Source organism: Olsenella profusa F0195, assembly GCF_000468755.1.
GTDB classification, from domain to species: Bacteria; Actinomycetota; Coriobacteriia; order Coriobacteriales; family Atopobiaceae; genus Olsenella_F; species Olsenella_F profusa.
Genome location: NZ_AWEZ01000045.1, coordinates 145,775 through 164,721, shown reverse-complemented (window position 1 = coordinate 164,721; position 18,947 = coordinate 145,775). Strand labels below are relative to the sequence as shown.

The following is an 18,947-nucleotide window of genomic DNA, read 5'->3' as shown; positions in this document are numbered from 1 at the left end:
CTAGGACTCACCCCTCACGTCAGCCGTGATGCCCTCGGCAAGGACGTCGGCGCGGCCCACCCACTTCGCCAGCAAGGCGTCACAGCGCCCATCGAGCTCACGGGCCGCCGCGCGGTCGGAGAGGGACCGTGTGTTCACGTATACGTTGAGGCTGGCCGCCCTGAGCGATGCGGAGCAGAGCACGGCAGCGCAGCCCACATCCGTAAGCAGCAGGCGCGAGCACTTATGGTGGAGCTCCTCGAGGATCCCGATGACCTCCGTCGTACAGTCCATCATCGTGAGCGGTGGCTCGCAGGCACCACGCGTGGCCGCCTCGAGCGCACCGGCGCGACGGGGGTTCCCCCTGGGGATGGACAGGGCCGACGTCACCCTCTGGAAGGCGCGGGCATCGTCATCGACAAGGTCGAGCAGCGCGCAACGAACCTCCTCCGCCTCTCCCAGCAGGCGGCGGACGTCATCCTCCACATCCGCATAGCGTGGCTTGCCCAGTGTGAAGTGGCCCGCCATGGAGGCGAGGGCTGCGCCGAGGGCGCCCACATAGGCAGCGGCGCCACCGCCACCGGGAGTGGGCTTCCGCGCCGCCAGCTCATCGGCAAAGTAGGTCATGCTCTCCCTCGGCAGCACGACCTCGCGAGTATCCTCTGTCAACGCCTCACAACCTCCCAGCATCCCAGTGACCTTGACCTTCTCCATCCCCCGCACATGGCCTGCCCATAGTGCGCCGAAGGGATCGACGCCACGAACATGCAGGCCGGATGTTGCGACATGGGGCTCCGTCACTCTCTAAGAGGCCCTTCTGGGCGAAGCGAGGTGACTCAGCGAGAATGACGGGGCCCAAGGAATTAGAACAACCCGACGATCCCGCCGTCCTCGGTAACGTCGATCCTCTCGGCGGCGGGGGCCTTGGGCAGGCCTGGCATCGTCATGATGCTGCCCGTGAGTGCCACCACGAAGCCGGCGCCCGCAGACGCCCGCACGGTGCGCACCGTGATGCGGAAGCCACGCGGCGCCCCGAGCCTGGCCTGGTCGTCCGAAAACGAGTATTGGGTCTTGGCCACGCAGATGGGCAGACCGCCAAAGCCATTGTCCTCGAGCTGCCTGATCTGCCGCTCCGCCATGGGCGTGTAGTCGACACCATCCGCGTGGTACACCTTGGTCGCAATGGCGGCGATCTTGTCCTTGAGGGGGGCATCGGCGTCATAGGCAAAGCGGAAGTCGTTCGGCTTGTCACACAGGCGAATGACCTCGCGCGCAAGCGCCTCGCCACCCGCACCGCCCTTGGCCCACACCTCGGAGAGTGCCACGCCGACGCCAACCCTCTCGCACTCCTCGCGCACGAGCGCGAGCTCCGCCGTGGTGTCCGTGGGGAAGGCGTTGATGGCCACCACCACGGGCAGGCCAAAGACGTCCCGCATGTTGCCCACGTGCTGGATGAGGTTGGGCATGCCCGCCCTGAGCGCCTCGAGGTCCTCCGTGGTGAGCTCGGCCTTGGGGACGCCTCCATTGTACTTGAGCGCACGCACGGTGGCCACGAGCACCACGGCATCCGGGTGCAGGCCGGCCATGCGGCTCTTGATGTCGCAGAACTTCTCCGCACCGAGATCCGCACCGAAGCCAGCCTCGGTGACCACGTAGTCCGCGAGCCTGAGCGCCGTCGTCGTGGCCTCCACGGAGTTGCAGCCGTGGGCGATGTTGGCGAAGGGGCCGCCGTGCACGAACGCGGGACTGCCCTCGAGCGTCTGCACGAGGTTGGGCTTGAGGGCATCCTTGAGCAGGGCGCACATGGCACCCTCGGCCTTGATGTCGTGCACGGTGACGGGCCTCTGGTCGTACGTGTAGGCAACCACCATGCGGCCAAGGCGGCACTTGAGATCCATGAGATCCGTCGCCAGACAGAACACGGCCATGACCTCGGAGGCAACCGTGATGTCGAAGCCGTCCTCGCGCGGCATGCCGTTGGCCACGCCGCCGAGGCCATCCACGATGTCGCGCAGCTGGCGGTCGTTCATGTCCACGCAGCGCCTCCACACGATGCGCCGCGGGTCGATGCCCAAGGCGTTACCCTGCTTGACGTGGTTGTCGAGCAGGGCCGCGCAGAGGTTGTTGGCCGCTCCGATGGCGTGGAAGTCCCCGGTGAAGTGCAGGTTGATGTCCTCCATGGGCACCACCTGGGCGTAGCCGCCACCGGCCGCGCCGCCCTTGATGCCAAAGACGGGACCGAGACTCGGTTCGCGCAGGGCCAGCATGGTTTGGTGGCCCAGGAGGTTCATGGCGTCCGCCAGACCCACCGACGTGGTGGTCTTGCCCTCGCCCGCAGGCGTGGGGTTGATGGCGGTCACGAGGATGAGCTTGCCGCGCATCGGCCTGTCCGCAAGCGTATGGATGTCGACCTTGGCCTTGTGACTACCGTAGAGCTCGAGCTGCTCCGGCGTGAGCCCCACCTTGCTCGCCACCTCGGTGATGGGCAGCATCGTGGCTTCCTGGGCAATCTCGATGTCGGGCTTGACCATGGCTGGGCTCTCCTCTTCGCTTCATGGCGCGGTTGGCCAACCGCGCCAAAGGTTACCGGGTTTCACGGGACGACTGACCTGGTCCCCATTGTGGCTCACTTGGCACGCGTCCGCTGGCATCATTCTGAAGGAACATCTCAGCGGCCACTCCGGAGCCGACCGGACCTCGCAGCTCCGTGGCAATGCCTGAACATTCCGCTCACGACCTGGTCAAATGCGAGCAAGGATCGCATGCCTCCCGCAAAGTGTGAGCGGGGCCTAGTGCTGGATGTGCGCAAGCAGCCAATCCGCCGTGGTGTTGACGACCTCGCTGTAGGCTGGCTCCTCAAAGCCGTGGCCGCCGCCATGGATCACGTGCAGCTCGCAGTGGGGGAAGACCCTGGCCGCACGCTCGGAGTACTCGAGGGGCACGTTGGGATCCGCGTCGCCGTGGAACAGGATGACGTCGCGCGGGAAGAAGCCGATGTGATCAAAGAAGTCGTAGTCCCAGCAGCTGCAGAGGAAGGCCTTGCTCACCGTGGCCGACATGATCTGGTAGCCGTCGGGCAGCTGATCGCGGCTGGGAACCGCCGCATGCACGGCATCGTAGAGGTTGAAGGCAGGATACAGCAAGGCACAACCGTGCACCAGCTCGGCGTTGGCGCGCGCTGCCATGAGCGTGATCGTGGCCCCCAGGCTCGCGCCCATGAGGAACATGTTGTTCTCGTCCACAAAGGGCTCGCGCGAGAGCTCCCACGTGACGGACTCGAGGTCGTGCTGTTCGGTAAAGAGGGACATGCCCCCCGGCTGCTCGCTCGAGCGGCTGTATCGCCCGGAGCCACAGAAGTCAAACACGTAGGTGACCATGCCGCGCTCTGCGGCCGTTCGCGCATAGGGCTCCATGTCACCGTGGTTGGTCGACAGACCATGTGAGAAGACCGCGGTCGCGCGCGGACGGCCATCCTCGATGCCCTCGGGCAGGAAGAGCTTGCCGTAGATGTCTTTGTCCTCCCGCTTGCCCCACCATTCGCGCTCGGTATAGCCAGCCATTTCTACCTGCCCTAATTTATTGATATCTCATTCTCTTACTCTCTTCCATTGTATGTGAGAAGAGCCCTTACAAGCTGCAAAAGGTCTGGAAATGACCAAAAGCGCACGGGAATCGTGGAAGACCGCGCCAAATCGATCAAGCGTCCAGCCCGCCCGCCGCATCCGATAGCAGATTACCCCATAACGCGGATGGCGTGGCATCCCTCGTGAACGGCATCAAGGATCTTGCACGGGCGGACAGCATCTCCCACGATGGACACGTCATCATGGGCATCCTCAAGCACATCCTCGAGCTGGTCTCCCGTCCGAAAGCCAGCAGCATTGAGCACAGTGTCACAGGCAATCGTATGGATCTCGCCATCCCTTTCGTAGAGGTGACGCCCGAAGGGCCAATCTCCCCGACCGTGGCGCCGACCATCACGTGAATGTCGCGATTCCCGGCCATCGTGCGCAGGTGCTGGCCGCTGTTGGGGCACCCCTCCGACGCAAGGAGGATATCTGGCAGCATCTCAAGAATGGTGACGCTCTCCGCCGTAGCTGCGATGTCGCACGCCGCCTCGGTGCCCGCCAGCCCACCACCGGTGATGACAACGCCCTTGATGGGAGGCAGGGCGGGAGAGGCGCCTGCGGCAGGAATAACCTTGTCCCAGATGCCCCCGCACACGTTGTGCTCATCGGCCGAGCGATTGAGGCACAGCTTGACGCCCAGCTTGTTACCTTGCAGGACCTGATACCTGATGAGCTTGAGGATGTCGGTCTTGAAGACGGGACCACCCGCAGCCCAGAGGTTATCCCCCTGTCGGTCCTCCTTCTCCCAAAGTTCGACATAGTAGCCGCGCCTGCGTGCGGTGATGGCCGCCGCAACATCGGCGGGGCTACCACCGATCACGAGCACGTTAGCAGCTTCCTTGATAGCATGCTGCACGTCAAGCTTGTGACCCGGCTTGGGATAGATGGTCGCAATGGCCTGGAGACACTCCTCATAGCGACCCGTATCCACATGCAATGCAGCCACACCAGCCCCCTCGAGAACCCATGCCATCTCCTTTTCCTCGTCAATGGTATGGAAACGGTTCGCACTTGGTGGAAACCATGTTGGCGCCCGCTATGATGAGCCTGACCCCTCCCCTGGCATGCTCCTCAAAGTAGTCGATGCCCTCATCGCGGTAGGAGCCATCGGACTCCCCCGTCGTGCCCATAGGTGACATGAAGATACGGTTCTTGGGCTTCATGGTTCCCAAGCTGGTACGGTCAAACAAGCTGTTCATGTGTTCTCCCTCCCCATGTGGGCACACGCATGGCCCCGCATGATTCCGTTGGCACCATGATGGGGAGGATCATGCGACAGGCTGCAACGGAATGCCGAAATGCGGGAGAATGTCCGCAAGGGGCAAGGCGATGCAGACCACACTCCCAAGCCTGGGTGCGCGTGCTCACAGATTCTTGAATCTATGTGCGCCTCTCATCCACCACCTGGACAAACGTGAGACAAGCTCACAGTTTCACAAAATTCTGTGTACCTGACAGAGCACTCTGCAGCCACTCGTTCCCTCCTGTCGACGTGGGGCATCCGCTTTCTGGGGCGGCGGACGTGCCTGGGTATACTCCCTCCTGACTCACAGGGCCACGTGGCGGGAGGGCATCATGGGCGACATCGCAAATGTTCCCCTCTATTCGAGCGAAGAGGTGTACAGGCCCATCTTCGAGCAGGACAGCGCCCTGCTCGAAGTGCAGATTGGCTGTAGCTGGGGACGTTGAAAGTTCTGCGACTTCCCCAATGACGGCTATCGCGAGCTCCCCCTTGAGGAGATCGAGCTGAAGGCGCAGCAGCTCGCGCCCCATGCACAGGGAAAGGCCCGCATGTTCCTCCTGGGTGCCAACCCCATGCACTACACCGCCGTCAAGCTGCTGAAGATCATCCAGATCGTGCTCAGGTACATGCCCTGGATCGAAGGGTTCTCGATGTATTCCCGCTACACCGACGTGCTGGGCAAGACCGATCAAGAGCTCCAGCTCCTGCATGAGTGTGGCCTCAAGGAACTGCACATCGGCATGGAGACGGGCTACCAGCACCTGCTTGACTACATGGACAAGGGCGTCAGGATCCCCGCCGCAGAGCTTGCCTGCAAGCAGCTCAGGGAGCATGGCATCGACTACACCTTCACGATGATCTCGGGGTTGGGCGGGCAGAACATGTCGCCCGAGCACGCCTACCATTCGGCGGTCTTTCTCAACAGGACGCAACCCAAGCGCCTGTGGATCTCGCGCCTGCTCGTGTGGCCTCACACGCCCCTCGCCGCGCTCGTGAGTCGGGGAGAGTTCCACGAGCTCACTCCCAAGCAGCGCCTGGAGGAGCTGCAGCGCCTCACCGACATGCTCGAGCTCGAGGACTGCGAGTTCGTGGACTCGACCGTGCTCGACAAGTACACGCTGCAGGCCTACCTGCCCACCCAGCTACCCTGGCTACGCGGCATGATCGCAAAGCTGCGGGAGACGGGCTAGCGCGAGGCGAGCTGCGTGCGGGATCCCTGCGTTCCGCGGCGCACGACCCTCCACGACGTTGCGGCTTGGCTAGGCCCCCACGACGCCGCGTTCCGTCACGACCTTCTGCACGGGAAGGTCGTGTGGCTCCGTGCACGGCAGGGTCTCGACGAGGGCGGCGCTTCGGCACAGGCCGATGGAGGGGCCCACGAAGTCCGCGAGGAACACGTCGTAGAAGCCGCCGCCATAGCCCAGGCGCTGGCCGACGCGATCGAAGGCGAGGCCAGGGACGAGGACGAGCGTCACGGCGTCCGGTGCCACCTCCCGTGCGGAATCCGCCACCGGCTCCAGCACCCCAAAGGGGCTACGCTCCAGCGCGGCAAGCCCATCGGGGCCATCCACGCGATACCAGCGCATGCTATGTGCCCCCATCACACGCGGCAGTGCGACCACCTTGCCCACCCGCCACGACGCCTCGATGACGTCGCGCGTCTCCACCTCGGAGTCCATGGAGAGGTAGCATAGCACGACCCTAGCGTCATGGAACTCTGGAAGGGAGAGCACGTGTCGGGCGATGGCGTCGTCGATTGCCGAGCGTTCGCGTGGCGCCAGCGCACCCCGCTGTCGAAGCAGCCGCCCGCGCAGCTCCTCCTTTGCGCTTGCCATGGTCCCTCCTCTCCCCTGTCAACCGTACCGCATAGGACCCACGGCGGCCAATCATCCGCCCGACATGGTCCCATGGAGCGCAAGGGCCCATCCCACCGAGCGGGGGGTGGGCCTCGGCCACGCGCGCGGCGGCTATGCCAGGTCGGCCACCTGGGCCTTGAGCTGGGCGATGGCCCGCTCGAGCTCGGCCTTCTGGCCACGCTTCCTCTGAATGACCTCGGACGCCGCCTTGGCGATGAAGCCCTCGTTGGAGAGGGTCCGCGTCACGCTGGCAAGCTCCCCCTGCGCCTTTTCGAGCTCCTTCTCCAGGCGCCTGGTCTCGGCAGCGAGGTCGACGAGGCCGCCCAGGGCCACAAAGACCTCCAGCGTGCCATCGGACACGGAGACGGAGCCCTGGGGCTTGTCCTGCGCAGCACCGAGCGCGAGCTGGTCCACGTGACCCACGGAGCAGATGAAGCCGCGCTGCGCCTCGAGGGCGGGGACGTCGTCCACGGAGCTGTGCACGGCAACGTCGAGCTCGGCCTTGGGAGACAGACGATAGCGTGCGCGCGTGGAGCGCACCGCAGAGATCACGCGCTTGGCGAGGTCAAAGTCGTACTCGGCCCTGTCGTTCTCAAACTGGTCAAAGTCGTCGGGCTCGGGCCAGGCCGCCAGCATGAGGAAGCGGGCCTCCCCCTCGCCGTCTGCCAACGCGCGACCAAGAACGCTTTCGGGCAGCGCGTCCCAGACCCTCTCGGTCACGAACGGCATCATGGGGTGCAGCAGGCGCAGGGACGTGTCCAGCACGAAGACGAGGTTGCGCTGCACCTGCAGGCGCTCCCTGGACGTGCCGTCCAGCAGGCGTCCCTTGCAGAGCTCTATGTACCAGTCGCAGACCTCGTTCCAGAAGAAGGACTGCAGGCCGCGGGCGTAGTCACCAAAGGTGTAGTCCTCGAGCTCGCAGGTGGACTCAGCCACGACCCTTGCAAGGCGCGAGAGCATCCAGGCGTCCTCGGGGGTCTCGGCCTTGGGCTCGCCGGGCGTGTAGCCGTCGAGGTTCATCCGCACGAAGCGACTCGCGTTCCAGATCTTGGTCACGAAGCCCTTGGCCTGCTCGGTGCGGGGGCTGTCGATGAGGGCATGGGTCCTCTTGTCCAGGTTGGCGTCGAACTTGACGTCCTGATTGTTGGTGATGAGGGTCAGCAGGTTGTGGCGCATGGCGTCCGCGCCGTACTTCTCCATGAGATCCATGGGATCCACGCCGTTGCCCTTGGACTTGCTCATGCGGCTGCCGTCCTTGGCGAGGATGGTCGCGTAGATGTAGACGTCATGGAAGGGGATCTCGTCGGTGAAGTAGAGCGAACTCATGATCATGCGCGCCACCCACAGCGCGATGATGTCGCGGGCGGTGACGAGGACCTTGGTGGGGTGATGGCCCCGCATCTGCTCGGGGTGGTCGGGCCAGCCCTGCGTAGCGAAGGTCCACAGCTGCGAGCTGAACCAGGTGTCCAGCACGTCCTCGTCCTGGTGCACGTGGTGACCGCCGCAGTTGGGGCAGGCGTCGACATCCTCCATGAGGGCGTCCTGCCAGCCGCAGTCGTCGCAGTAGAACACGGGGATGCGGTGGCCCCACCACAGCTGGCGACTGATACACCAGTCCTTGAGGTTGTCCATCCAGGTGAGGTAGGTGTCCGTCCAGCGCGTGGGGTGGAACGTGACCTCCCCCGAGCGCACGACCTCGGTGGCGCGGCCCTTGAGCCTGTCCACGGCAACGAACCACTGCTCGGAGAGCCAGGGCTCCAGCGCCGTGCCGCAGCGGTAGCAGTGCATGACGGAGTGGTCGAGCTCCTCGACCCTCTCCAGGAGGCCATGCTCGTCGAACCAGACGACGATGGCGTCACGCGCCTCGTCGCGATCCATGCCGCTGAACGCGCCATAGCCTTCGACTACGTGGGCGGTTGCATCGAAGACGTTGATCTGCGGCAGGTCATGCGCCTGGCCCATGGCATAGTCGTTGGGGTCGTGCGCGGGCGTGACCTTCACGAAACCGGTGCCAAAGCCCACGTCCACATGCCAGTCGGAGAAGATTGGAATCTCCCTGTTCACGATGGGAAGCATCACGGTCTTGCCCACGAGCTTGGCTTTCTCCGGATCCTCCGGCGAGACGGCGATGCCCGTGTCGCCGAGCATGGTCTCGGGTCGCGTGGTGGCCACCGTGATGTGATCGATGCCGTCAACGGGCTCGGTCAAGGGGTAGCGCAGGTACCAGAGGTGACCCTTCTCGCCCCGGTACTCGGCCTCGTCGTCGCTGATGGCCGTCTTGCAGCTGGGACACCAGTTGACGATGCGCCTGCCGCGGTAGATGAGGCCATCATGGTACCAGTCGCAGAACACCTTGCGCACGGCCCGGGCGTACTCGGGACTCATCGTGAACTTCTCGTCGTCGAAGTCGATGGAGCAGCCCATGCGCCTGATCTGGTTGACGATGGTGCCTCCGTATTCGCGGCGCCAGTCCCAACAGGCCTCGAGGAACCTCTCGCGCCCCATCTGAAGACGAGAGATACCCTCCTCCTTGAGCTTCTTGTCCACCTTGGTCTGCGTGGCGATGCCGGCGTGGTCGGTACCCAGGATCCAACGGGTGGAGCGGCCGCGCATGCGGCTGTAGCGCACGTAGGTGTCCTGGATGGTGTCATCCATGGCGTGGCCCATGTGGAGGATGCCGGTGACGTTGGGGGGCGGTATGGTGACAGTACAGTCGCCTGTGCCCTTGGAGCGCTGATAGCACCCCGCGTTCATCCATGCTTCGATGAGCTCGGGCTCGACGGCACCCGGGTCGTAGGTCTTTGGCATCTCTTCCACGATGGCCCCTTCATAGCTGTGAGCCGTACGGCCTTGGGTCGTACGGCTCATGTATCGACAGGTGGATTAACAGGATAGCACGTCCACCGCTGCTGGCCGCAGCACCCCTGCCAAGGACGCGAGCCAGACAGGTGCGATCCATGCACGGACGCTACTGCTCCTTGACGGCGATGACCTCGATCTCTGCAAGGGCGCCTTTGGGAATCTGCCTCACTGCCACACAGGAACGCGCGGGAAGGCTGACAAAGTAGCCGGCGTAGACCTCGTTGAACTTTGCGAAGTCATTCATGTCGGAGAGGAAGCAGGTGGCTTTCACCACATCTTGGAAGCCAAAGCCGGCCTCCCGCAGCACTGAGCCGATGTTCTTCATAATCTGCTCGGCCTGCGCCTCTATGGTGGTGCCGGCGAACGCTCCCGTCTCCGGGTCGATCGGCATCATCCCCGAGACGTAGAGGGTCTTGCCGACCTTGATCGCCTGCGAATAGGGTCCGATAGCCGCCGGGGCGCCGTCCGTTGCGATTCTCTTGGCCATGATGTGAGATCCTCCTCGTAGAAGTGGCGTGACGGGCCCGCGCGCGGACCCCCTGGATGAAGCATGTCGATTGCTCCGGTCCCTCATCTCCCTTCTTGCAACCTGGGTCCCGGGCCCTGCCGTGGGCAGGCCCCAGCCCTGCTTACTGTACGGTCGACCTTCTCGTTGCAAGTGCGTGACGCACGTCGTGTACGATCATGAAGGCAATGAGGATGAACCCCAGGTAGCCGTTCAGGCCGTACAGGACGTTGACCAGGTCCTTGTAAGGAAGGAACGATGACACCAGACAGCCGATCGCGCCTCCAATGACCGTGAGCAGCTTGTAGCGTGGCGTGCCCTCCTTGGAGATGGCACTGATGCCCGTCCACAGCAGCGGGACCGCAGTGGTGTAGATGCCGCAGAAGATGATGATGGCCAATGCCTGGGCGAGCAGGGGGTTGATCCTGTCCGCAAGCATCAGCGTGGGAATGTCCGCGGTCGCCGTGATGTCGATGTGCGCGACGAGCGCGATGCAGCAGATGGCAGCAGTCGCAAAGATGAAGAGGGTCGAAAGCAACACGCCCCTGTTGACCTCCTTCACGTTATTCTTAGCGCCTACCTCGGATAGGAAGGTGGAGAACCAGATGATGACGAACCCTCCATACGACGCGCCGGATGCGAAGGGGTTGTTGCCGCCCACCTGCTTCAGGTCGAAGACACCGCTGTCGACCTTCTGCAGGTTCGCGGCATAGTCCGGCATGCCCGTGACTACCGAGATGATAGCAACGACCAGCAAGCAGACGATGATGACGGGGCCTATCTTGCCCAAGGCATTCAGGATGCCATCGAGCCCGAAGACGGCAGTCGCGACGACGGCCACGGTGAGAATCACCGCACCCACCCCGTTGGGAAGGCCCCACTGCTGCATGGCGGTAGAGTTTGCGCCACCGCACATGACGATGAAGCACATGTAGCAGAAGATGGTGGCGAACCACTTGTAGAATGCACCGATGTATCTGCCGCAGTACAGCGTGAAGACGTCGGAACCGGTGGTCAGCCGATGCTTGCTGCCGTTTGTCGTGAAGGACAGGTTGGTGTACACGTAGATTGCGGCTGCCACCGCGATGACCACCATGAAGAGGGAACCATACGATGCCTCGTACTGCATGACCTCCTGCATCGTGGCAAACCCAGCGCCGATGTAGAAGGCTATGCAGGATCCACAGAACGCGATGATCCTTAGGAAGCTCGAGTCTTTCATGTCATTCCCATCACGAATCAGAATCGTTGAACATATGGCCAGGGGCTGACCACCCGTACCAGGATCACGCCCATGACGAGCATCCCCGGGCAACCAGGGCTGTCAGAGCGGCCAGCCGCCATGGCCTCCCAGGAGCGTTTGGCCGCGATCTCAGACCGCGACGTCACTCGAACTGCGTCGGCCCGTCGACAGCCGTCGTCAGGGCCCTCAGGGCCTGCTCCACCAACGCGCGACGGACGGAATGCTCGTCCTGTGGCGTCAGCGTGGGGTTGCCCACGGGATAGGGAATCGCGACGGTCGGAACGATCCGGTTTGCCCCCACGGACTCGGAGATCGTGGTAATAGTGGCCATGTGGACGATAGGGATGCCGTAGCGCTCGATCTCTTTTACCATCGTTGCACCGCAACGAGTGCAGGTGCCTCAAGTGCTGGTAAGGAGCACGCCGTCCACACCGGCCTCCTTGAGCTCCCTGCCTATCTCCCGCCCGAACCTAAGGCCGTTGGCCACCGACGTACCGGTGCCGGTCGTCGTGTAGAAGTACTGGTAGATGTCACCGATGACCCCCTGATCCTTCAGTTCGCTCAGGACGTTCAGTGGGATGACGCGGTTCGCGTCGTCGTTGGCATAGACTGGGTCGAAGCCTCCATGTATCGTGCAGTAGCCGCCCTTGAGCGTCTTCTGACCCGTGATGTCGTACTTGTTCCACTGTTGTGCCGACGCCGACTGGAGGTGGTCGGGGTTACCGTTCGGAACGATGCCACCGGAGGTGACCAGGGCGATGGTCGCATGGGACAGGTCGGCTATGGGCGCAGCTGGATCCACGCTGTCGAACGTAGGCATGGGGAGCTCGGTCTTGTAGGGCTCGTCGTGAAGTCGTGCCAACAGCATCTCCACGGCCCTGACGGACCCGCGCTTGTCCGCGAACACCGTATCACGAATTCCCTGCGCAAAGTAGCCGTCCTCATCGGGACGGATGGCCTCTCCCCTGCAGATCTTCCGCACGACCTGCGCCATCTTCGGCAGGGCCCTGCGCATGTCCGCGGCAGAGCCACCGGTCTTGACGATGATGGCATCCCCCCTGCCCAGGTCGACGCCGGGGTTCTCCTCGTGCATGCCCGTAACGACGGGAACCCCCAGCTCGCCCTTGGCTGCCTTGCACACGCCGATGCACGCCATGCCATAGCGACCGGCCAGAAACGCCGGCCCCGCCACCACGACGTCGGGCTTCTGCTCCCGCAGGACGTTCAGGATGAAGGCCAGGGCATCGTCGTTCTTCTCGTTGAAGTAGTTGTCGCCGCAGATGATGGTGCCAACCACATCCGCCTCGTCCTTGAGCAGCCCCTGGAAGCCTGCCGCGGGCCCGACGGCCTCCTCCCGGTACTCGGGGCCGAGATCGGCCTTCTCCTCGCCACCGAGCTGGCCAAAGAACTGGTTTACGTAATAGACTATCCGCTTATTGCTCATGGCACGTCCCCCTAAAGCAGCTCGACGGTGCAGTTGTGATACCCGATCTCGGAGGTGGAGCCGATAACGGCGTTCAGTTCGGCCTTGATGTTGCCCGCCTCGTCGATGCAGCCCTGCCAGCCACCCGCGAGGGTTTGAACCGCCTCCGCGTTGCCCAGCACCTTGTCAGCCACGCCCAGTTCCACGACCTTGCTGACGTTACCGGTGGATACGACCGCGACAGCCTCCCGTGCGGTGTCGGCCAAGGGCTGGCTCTTGCCGTCCCAACCGGAGCACTCGTCAGTGACGAGCGTCGTCTTGATGCCCCTCCTCTCGAGCCGTTGGCTGATCATGACCAGGTCGGAGTCAGGGTTGCCATAGCCCTCCTCAGAGACGATGACGCCATCCGCACCAAGCAGTTCGCAAAGCTTGGCCGTGTAGTCACAGGTCCTGAACTTTCCATCCAACGTCGTCAATTCGGGCGAGACGATGTTGCCGACGTAGTTGATGGTCTTGCCATGCTGGGCATACAGATCCTCGATCAGTGAGTTGTTCTGATGCTGGTAGGTCGTTATCTTGTCACAGGCAGCCACACAGTTGCCCGAGACCACCGCGCCATCCAGCTCCTCGTTGGGATGCAGCCACGTCGGTATGAGCTGCTTCGCATCACAGCCGTACAGGTACACGTCGTGCAGCAGCCCCTGCGAGATGGTCATCTCGACATAGGCGACCTTGGGAAGGTCGGGATACCTGGCCGCCTCCTCGTCGAGGGAACCTAGCTCGAAGACCTTGGTCTCGTCGGGGGTGACGTTCCTTGCCGCCGCACCGACGTACTCCGCCGCCGTCAGGCCTGCGGTCCGCATGACGGTCTCGCGCTCGTGTGGCTCCAGGCCATCGACCGCGGAGACGTCCACGACGATGTTGAGGGTCTTCGAAAACGGCGTCCACTTGGCGCCCTCGCCCCACATGTCAATGACGCCCTCCTGGAAGCCGACGATGTCACCGATGGTGACGATGGCGGCACCCTTGAGGACGTTCACCTTCCCGTTGCCGCACTGCACGTACTTCGACGTCGCTCCAGGGAAGCCGTTGCCATCACGATCCACCTGGTAGCGTGGCTCGATGACGTCCTTGACGGGTATGATGCGAACCCTCTCGCCTGGCCGGGCGAAGTCAACGGAGACGCTCGCCACCTTCGAGTCCCGCATGACCAACTGCCTCAGCTCGTCGACATTGACCGTCAGTATGCCATCCCTCACTTCCGTCCTGTCACCGGCACCCACGTCTTTGATGTGAATCAAACCCTCTTCTAGTCTCATAGGTCAGCATCCCCTTCTGTGACCTCGTGTCATCCGGTGCGCATGGCTCCCGGACACTGTAAGGCGAGGCGCGTGCCTCGCCATACCCGCAAGGCTATCGCCCAAGCCCCTCGCATACCTCACGTCCCCGAAGCGCCGTCCCGCACTCCTCACAGGCAGATCTGTAGAGCTCAAGGTCCATCCGTGCGTAGTCCTCGTCATTGCGCCCGACGTGCTGACGTTCCTGCGTCGCATGGTCATAGGAGATAATCGAGTCCTCTACGACACGTGCGTGCTCGGCAGAGGGCGTATCTTTGCGCTCGCTCAGGATGACTGTGCGATAGGGAGAGAACATCATGCCCAAGGACGCGAACAGCGGGTGGCTGACAAGCTCGTGTCCGACATAGACCAAATCCCTGACCTTGATGAGGACATCCCTGAAGCTACCGTCCACGAACTGCACGTTTGCCGCTCCCCGCAGATGGGGGTTGTTGGTTATGACCGTCATTTCCACCTCCTCCTCAGCGTCATGAGACTGGCATGGGCAAAAGCAGAGGCACCAACGAAATTAGATAATCAAATTGCGATTATGTCTTTCTATCTCATGTAAGAATCTAGGCCAAGAAGGCAACCGCACAATTGCGACAATTTCAAGATGATGTGAGACAGGCTCATAACAGGTCGCAATGCCACAGCATAAGGGCCCCATCTTGGGGCTTTGGCTTAGCTGGCGTTTCGGTCAAAGGTAAGGTTCTTACTTTGAACGGGTCCGACGTGATTCGACATGCGACAGGAGATGCAAAAATCAAGGCAGCTCGGGCACGATCTTGCTCGCATGTTCCACGAAGCGGCGCACGGCAGGCGTGCGCTCACTCTCCTCTGGGATGGCAACACCCAGATCAATTGACCGCGGTGGGTCAAAGGGCAACAGCTTGATGCGTGTGGCCAGCCCCTCGGTGATCAATCGGTTCGTGATCACGATGCCCAGGCCCTCCTCCACCATGCTGAAGGCCGAGTAATTGTAAAGCGTCGAGATCTGGTAGTCAGCCTTGATGTCGGTGCCCTCGATCAGGTGGAGCACGTCTACGTCCGAGCCATAGGCCGGAAAGATGAGACGCTCGTCGACCAGCTCCTCAAGGCGCACGAAGGATCGTTCGGCAAGACGATGGTTGGGAGGAACGGCGACCACCATGGGGTCTTTCTTCAAAAAGACCCACCGATATGGAATGGTGGGAAAGTAACTGTAAAAGCCGATGTCCGCCTTCTGGTTGGACAGGTAGCTCGCAACCTCTTGCCACACCCCCTCGAACAGATCGATTCTGATCTGCGGGTAGTCCCTATGGAACGAGGCGATGACCTTGGGAAGCCATCTGCTTGCCATGCTGGCATAGGCGGCGATTCTCAACGTTCCCGTGGCAAGGCCCCTTACCTCGGAGATCGCTTGGGAGAGCTGCTCATCCTTGTTGCAGGCATCCCGCATGAGGGGAATGAGCCTCTCTGCGTTCGGCGTGGGTGCCACGCCCTTCCTCGTACGAATCAGAAGGGAGAAGCCCACCTCGCTCTCCAGCGCATCCATCATATGGCTGACGCCGGAGGGCGTGTATCCGTAATGCCTGGCAGCCTGGGAGAGGCTTCCAGAGCTGATTGCCTCCAGGAATATGCGTGCCCTCAACATGTCCATGATGTCTCACCCTCCCAAACGTGAGCGCAAGGAACAGGCCACCGAGCGGGGCGACCCACCCATTCCCGTAGTCCCACGCATCAACGCGGCATGCTCAGGTCGAACCCACACGCTGCTCAACAACGTGTGTCGCGGACGCACGTTCGGGTTCGATTGTAGCGCCATGATGAGGCCGCTCGTGGCCGGCAAGTCGATGGAAGTGGTCGTGACGTGTCCGGCGAGGCCTGCGCCGCATGGCCGTCGCGGCTCTTGGCTGCCGTACAGCCGGACGATCTTCGTTGAAGGCGATGCCAAGGACGCAGGTCAGGCGCTGGCACCAGGCCAGTGCGGATGCCTTCCGCCTTTCGCGGCGAGGTGATTGCAAGTGAATTAGATGCTTCTATGGCCTTGCAAGCAGAGGGAAGAGGCTGGGCATCGCTGCTTAGCCTGTCCGAGAAATCGTCCGGGCCCTCGAGACGACGGAAACGCGCACTTTTAGGCGACCATCCGAGTAGCGGTGGCTCCGCGGGGCTGTCCGCATGCTGACTTGCCGATACTAAAAGGGTGACATCTTCGAAGCGACCGAACTGGTTCTATTGGATGTGGATAAAACACCATATACAGCCATTCATCACTATGGCAAGAGATTGCACGACAACGATGGGGCATATCAAGAGGAGTGCTCCTGCGGAGTCGTCTGTCATCGTTCGGTCATCGTTTTACCCCTAAGCGTTCTGGAGGACCAGACAAGGCGTATGCAGCATTTGGTCGATGACCTGATTGGGGAAATGAATGTGGCCCAATCATCACAGATACCATCCATAACCTAATGAACGAAAAGGCACAAATGGCTATTTGGCGGAGTTGGCAAGACAGCTGTACGCCAGACTCCAAGTGGATAATGCCTCCATTTCCAAGGTCGGGGCAATAGCGGCAATCAATCTAGAGATCTACTCGCCTAAAGAGAGATGAAATCATGTCAGCTATCTCGATACCAGGTCATTAGCGGACAACATCTTTAGCGAGCTGCAGAGCATCAGTCCGAATGAGGAGAAGCTTCCGAGTCGAGCGCGCCGCAAAATCAAAGATGGAGATGTGCTGTTTTCAACCGTGAGACCAAATCAATGTCACTTCGAAATCGTCAACAGCCTTCCACTCGACACGCTGGTTTCAACTGCCTTCACGGTTATCAGGACCAGTCCCGACCTTTCACCTCTTATCTACCTGGCACTGACTGAACGAAATGTGCTGAAGTCCCTCCAGCAGCTTGCCGAAACTAGCGCTTCGACTATTCCCTCGGTTAAGCCATCTGATCTGGCGGAAGTTTCTGTAGCTATTCCTACCAGCGGTTATGACAGCCAGTTACTGCAACAAATAGGTTCGTGCTTCAAAACTATCGGGGCGTGCAGTCGCGAGAACGTAAGTCTTGCCTCCCTCCGTGACGCCCTGCTCCCCAAGCTCATGTCCGGCGAGATCGACGTCTTCAAAGTCGAGCAGCCTGCCTACGGAACAGCTCGTCGTGGATGCCGGTTCTCTGGAAGGCTGCCACCTTGTCACTCGAGCGCCAGATGAGTAGCCAGTCGTCCGCGTTAGCTACGTGGCCACTCATGGCTGCCCGCCCAGCCGTCCTTGAGCGTGTGCATGTTGTGCCTGCGCTTGAGCTCGTCAAGCGCCTCGGAGTCGTTCTGACACACAGGCTCGATGATGACCTCCAGCGGGTCGAGGTTCACGTGCCGCTTGGCGAGCCTCTTCACGTCGCGGGAGAACGCCGGCGTGTAATCCGGCTCAAGCCTGCTCATCGCTAGTCTTTCAGTGCCGCGTCGAGCATCTCGCGGGCGCTGTGGTACCCATGCCCGCCTTTTGCCAAGATCTCCTCGGCATCCTTTGCGCTTTGCAGGCTCTCCTCGTTGGGCTCGCCGTACGAGAGGTTCAGAGGGATTCTGTTCTCCCGGACGATCTGCCGGTAGAAAGCCCTCGTGACCGACGAGAGGTCAAAGCCGAAGTCCTCCACAATCGCTGTTGCCTCTGCCTTTGTCTCATCGTCCACACGCACTGTTACTGACGCCATAACTACCTCCAATGTAAGACGTCTATATATTATTGCCTTACATGAGTTGCGTCAAATACAGTGATGACAGCAGGCAGTCTACGCCGCTAAATAGCCATTCAAGCCCAATTTGTATAGCTGGGCTGGCTGGCGGGGGCATCAGCTCCCTGAGCTTGCCTTCTTCTGATGGTAGTCCCGGCATCCAAGCGTCGCCCGGCATCTCATTGCCCGGTCCGGCAGCCATGCTACCCTCTCGGCCATGCTGCCGCCAACGTTGCGCGACACCCACCAGAGGTCGAGCCACCCCTGGATGTCGGAAGTCCTGAAGCCGCCATGTGCCCCGAGGGACTTCTTGAGCAGCCCGTACCCCTCGTCGATCCTGCGGAGCGAGTCCCGGTCGTCGGGAAGCCTGAGGCATGCCTTCGCGTTGTGTGCCTCGCTCTCCAGATGCAGGCGGCCGACGAGGATGCGGTGGGATGGCTCCAGGTCGTGGACGAGCGAGGATTCCGGTGCCATATGCGTCCTGAATGCTGTGTTTGATAATGTCCGTCTTACGGATTGGGTCTGGTACTGAAGGTCCGTACCAAACGGTGACGCTCGGAGGGCAGGGTGTACAGCAAGGAGGGGAAGATCAGGGCGGCCAAGCTCTACGTCAGGTACGGCCCCAAGGCCGCGGCAGCCATGCGGGAGCTCGGGCGCCCCGGTCGCGTTCAGCTGGCCAGCTGGCACAGAGAGTGGCAAGACGGCGGGGGAGATGCTATAGGGCGTCGCGTCCTGCTTCAGCTGGCATGTGACGATCGCAAGGGTACTCCTGCTCATGTGGAGCTTGTTGTTAAGCTCCTCCGGTGGTGACGGGACCGGTGGCATGCAGGAGCAGGCCAAAGAGCCTACCCTCTCGCCACTGCGCACTATCCTCGCGGGCGGACTCCCCTGCTTTGAGCAGGCCCGCCAGCTTCGACGCGTAGCCTTGCGAGTTATATACGAGCATGCTGAGGACGCCTTGGTGCGCTTCCAGCGATGCCGTGCTATCAAGCAGCTCGTTCAGCCGCGCGACGTCATCGCGCACCGAGCGGACGCTCGCGCCCAGACGCGCCGCAAGCTCCTTGAAGGTTCCCGTTGAGCTCTTGGCGAAGTGGCCGGCTATGGCCACGATGCGATTGTTGACTATCGTGCTCACAGCCGCCACCCCCTCACATGCGCAC

17 protein-coding genes and 1 pseudogene are annotated in these 18,947 nt (G+C 62.0%); 1 reads left to right on the top strand and 17 read right to left on the bottom strand.

The window, feature by feature from the left end; translation table 11 throughout:
- The 5 genes from HMPREF1316_RS06470 to HMPREF1316_RS14445 all read right to left on the bottom strand — a co-directional run bounded on the left by HMPREF1316_RS06470 (position 1) and on the right by HMPREF1316_RS14445 (position 4,807).
- Positions 1 to 648 (bottom strand): cyclodeaminase/cyclohydrolase family protein, encoded by a 648-nt coding sequence (locus HMPREF1316_RS06470; protein WP_232204460.1) that lies wholly within the window; start codon positions 646 to 648, stop codon positions 1 to 3.
- Positions 649 to 842: 194 nt separating this feature from the next.
- Positions 843 to 2,510, bottom strand: coding sequence for a formate--tetrahydrofolate ligase (locus HMPREF1316_RS06465; protein WP_021726030.1), 1,668 nt, complete (start codon positions 2,508 to 2,510; stop codon positions 843 to 845).
- Between the two features lie 258 nt (positions 2,511 to 2,768).
- The gene (locus HMPREF1316_RS06460; RefSeq protein ID WP_021726061.1) at positions 2,769 to 3,539 is read right to left on the bottom strand and encodes an alpha/beta hydrolase family protein; all 771 of its coding nucleotides are present in this window, start codon (positions 3,537 to 3,539) and stop codon (positions 2,769 to 2,771) included.
- Between the two features lie 136 nt (positions 3,540 to 3,675).
- Complete coding sequence (locus tag HMPREF1316_RS06455; protein WP_021726110.1) at positions 3,676 to 4,581, bottom strand: FAD-dependent oxidoreductase; 906 nt, start codon at positions 4,579 to 4,581, stop codon at positions 3,676 to 3,678.
- A gap of 13 nt (positions 4,582 to 4,594) precedes the next feature.
- The gene (locus tag HMPREF1316_RS14445) at positions 4,595 to 4,807 is read right to left on the bottom strand and encodes an NADH oxidase (protein WP_021726193.1); all 213 of its coding nucleotides are present in this window, start codon (positions 4,805 to 4,807) and stop codon (positions 4,595 to 4,597) included.
- 502 nt (positions 4,808 to 5,309) lie between these two features.
- Between HMPREF1316_RS14445 and HMPREF1316_RS06445 the strand changes: the two are divergent.
- A pseudogene (locus HMPREF1316_RS06445) lies at positions 5,310 to 6,041 on the top strand (radical SAM protein); the annotation flags it as partial.
- A 69-nt stretch (positions 6,042 to 6,110) separates the two neighbouring features.
- On the opposite strand, the gene HMPREF1316_RS06440 reads toward HMPREF1316_RS06445, so the two are convergent.
- The 12 genes from HMPREF1316_RS06440 to HMPREF1316_RS06375 all read right to left on the bottom strand — a co-directional run bounded on the left by HMPREF1316_RS06440 (position 6,111) and on the right by HMPREF1316_RS06375 (position 18,922).
- A complete protein-coding gene (locus HMPREF1316_RS06440; RefSeq protein WP_021726029.1) occupies positions 6,111 to 6,686 on the bottom strand; it encodes a 5-formyltetrahydrofolate cyclo-ligase in 576 nt (191 codons plus the stop codon).
- A 132-nt stretch (positions 6,687 to 6,818) separates the two neighbouring features.
- Positions 6,819 to 9,524: a valine--tRNA ligase gene (locus HMPREF1316_RS06435; RefSeq protein ID WP_021726050.1), complete on the bottom strand. Its 2,706-nt coding sequence runs from the start codon at positions 9,522 to 9,524 to the stop codon at positions 6,819 to 6,821.
- Positions 9,525 to 9,675: 151 nt separating this feature from the next.
- Positions 9,676 to 10,056 carry a RidA family protein gene (locus tag HMPREF1316_RS06430; protein WP_021726170.1) on the bottom strand — a complete coding sequence of 127 codons (381 nt, stop codon included), beginning with the start codon at positions 10,054 to 10,056 and terminating at the stop codon, positions 9,676 to 9,678.
- A gap of 142 nt (positions 10,057 to 10,198) precedes the next feature.
- A complete protein-coding gene (locus tag HMPREF1316_RS06425; RefSeq protein ID WP_021726192.1) occupies positions 10,199 to 11,296 on the bottom strand; it encodes a YkvI family membrane protein in 1,098 nt (365 codons plus the stop codon).
- Between the two features lie 163 nt (positions 11,297 to 11,459).
- Positions 11,460 to 12,761, bottom strand: a complete 1,302-nt coding sequence (locus HMPREF1316_RS06415; protein WP_084620880.1) for a glycine/betaine/sarcosine/D-proline family reductase selenoprotein B — start codon at positions 12,759 to 12,761, stop codon at positions 11,460 to 11,462.
- A gap of 11 nt (positions 12,762 to 12,772) precedes the next feature.
- On the bottom strand, positions 12,773 to 14,059 hold the full coding sequence (locus HMPREF1316_RS06410; protein ID WP_021726076.1) for a glycine/sarcosine/betaine reductase component B subunit: 1,287 nt from the start codon (positions 14,057 to 14,059) through the stop codon (positions 12,773 to 12,775).
- 94 nt (positions 14,060 to 14,153) lie between these two features.
- Positions 14,154 to 14,546, bottom strand: coding sequence for a GrdX family protein (locus HMPREF1316_RS13220; RefSeq protein WP_021726237.1), 393 nt, complete (start codon positions 14,544 to 14,546; stop codon positions 14,154 to 14,156).
- Positions 14,547 to 14,843: 297 nt separating this feature from the next.
- Positions 14,844 to 15,719 (bottom strand): LysR family transcriptional regulator, encoded by an 876-nt coding sequence (locus tag HMPREF1316_RS06400; protein ID WP_021726093.1) that lies wholly within the window; start codon positions 15,717 to 15,719, stop codon positions 14,844 to 14,846.
- 1,568 nt (positions 15,720 to 17,287) lie between these two features.
- The gene (locus HMPREF1316_RS14435) at positions 17,288 to 17,497 is read right to left on the bottom strand and encodes a type II toxin-antitoxin system RelE/ParE family toxin (RefSeq protein ID WP_021726099.1); all 210 of its coding nucleotides are present in this window, start codon (positions 17,495 to 17,497) and stop codon (positions 17,288 to 17,290) included.
- Between the two features lie 2 nt (positions 17,498 to 17,499).
- Complete coding sequence (locus HMPREF1316_RS06390; protein WP_040651651.1) at positions 17,500 to 17,766, bottom strand: type II toxin-antitoxin system RelB/DinJ family antitoxin; 267 nt, start codon at positions 17,764 to 17,766, stop codon at positions 17,500 to 17,502.
- Positions 17,767 to 17,904: 138 nt separating this feature from the next.
- Positions 17,905 to 18,261: a hypothetical protein gene (locus HMPREF1316_RS06385; protein ID WP_021726179.1), complete on the bottom strand. Its 357-nt coding sequence runs from the start codon at positions 18,259 to 18,261 to the stop codon at positions 17,905 to 17,907.
- A gap of 316 nt (positions 18,262 to 18,577) precedes the next feature.
- Complete coding sequence (locus HMPREF1316_RS06375) at positions 18,578 to 18,922, bottom strand: HTH domain-containing protein (protein ID WP_021726211.1); 345 nt, start codon at positions 18,920 to 18,922, stop codon at positions 18,578 to 18,580.
- Between the last annotated feature and the right edge of the window lie 25 nt (positions 18,923 to 18,947).